At 56.4% G+C, this 1,419-nt stretch carries 1 rRNA gene (running past one end of the window); it reads left to right on the forward strand.

The features are described 5' to 3' along the window. Window positions 1–144 precede the first annotated feature (144 nt). Window positions 145–1,419 (forward strand): 23S ribosomal RNA (locus tag ACFVYF_RS37760) (it continues 1,924 nt past the right edge of the window).

The raw sequence follows: 1,419 nt of genomic DNA on the forward strand, positions 1-1,419 counted from the left end.
GGGTCGGGCACGCTGTTGGGTATCTGAAGGTACGGACTTTGAGTCTGGATCTTCGGTGCCGGCCCCAGTGAACTTGCCGATTACGGCAGGGTGATGGGTGGTTGGTCGTTGTTTGAGAACTGCACAGTGGACGCGAGCATCTGTGGCCAAGTTTTTAAGGGCGCACGGTGGATGCCTTGGCACCAGGAACCGATGAAGGACGTGGGAGGCCACGATAGTCCCCGGGGAGTCGTCAACCAGGCTTTGATCCGGGGGTTTCCGAATGGGGAAACCCGGCAGTCGTCATGGGCTGTCACCCACTGCTGAACACATAGGCAGTGTGGAGGGAACGCGGGGAAGTGAAACATCTCAGTACCCGCAGGAAGAGAAAACAACCGTGATTCCGGGAGTAGTGGCGAGCGAAACTGGATGAGGCTAAACCATATACGTGTGAGACCCGGCAGGGGTTGCGTATGTGGGGTTGTGGGATTTCTCTTTCACGGTCTGCCGATCGTGAGACGAGTCAGAAACCGTTGATGTAGGCGAAGGACATGCGAAAGGTCCGGCGTAGAGGGTAAGACCCCCGTAGTCGAAACATCAACGGCTCGTTTGAGAAACACCCAAGTAGCACGGGGCCCGAGAAATCCCGTGTGAATCTGGCGGGACCACCCGCTAAGCCTAAATATTCCCTGGTGACCGATAGCGGATAGTACCGTGAGGGAATGGTGAAAAGTACCGCGGGAGCGGAGTGAAATAGTACCTGAAACCGTGTGCCTACAAGCCGTGGGAGCGTCGCGCATCGAGTTTACTCGGTGCGTCGTGACTGCGTGCCTTTTGAAGAATGAGCCTGCGAGTTTGCGGTGTGTTGCGAGGTTAACCCGTGTGGGGAAGCCGTAGCGAAAGCGAGTCCGAATAGGGCGATTTAGTAGCGCGCTCAAGACCCGAAGCGGAGTGATCTAGCCATGGGCAGGTTGAAGCGGAGGTAAGACTTCGTGGAGGACCGAACCCACCAGGGTTGAAAACCTGGGGGATGACCTGTGGTTAGGGGTGAAAGGCCAATCAAACTCCGTGATAGCTGGTTCTCCCCGAAATGCATTTAGGTGCAGCGTCGTGTGTTTCTTGCCGGAGGTAGAGCACTGGATAGGCGATGGGCCCTACCGGGTTACTGACCTTAGCCAAACTCCGAATGCCGGTAAGTGAGAGCACGGCAGTGAGACTGTGGGGGATAAGCTCCATGGTCGAGAGGGAAACAGCCCAGAGCATCGACTAAGGCCCCTAAGCGTACGCTAAGTGGGAAAGGATGTGGAGTCGCACAGACAACCAGGAGGTTGGCTTAGAAGCAGCCACCCTTGAAAGAGTGCGTAATAGCTCACTGGTCTAGTGATTCCGCGCCGACAATGTAGCGGGGCTCAAGCGTACCGCCGAAGTCGTGTCATTGCA

Origin of the sequence: Streptomyces sp. NPDC058274 (assembly GCF_042881375.1) — a bacterium.
Classification (GTDB): Bacteria; Actinomycetota; Actinomycetes; order Streptomycetales; family Streptomycetaceae; genus Streptomyces.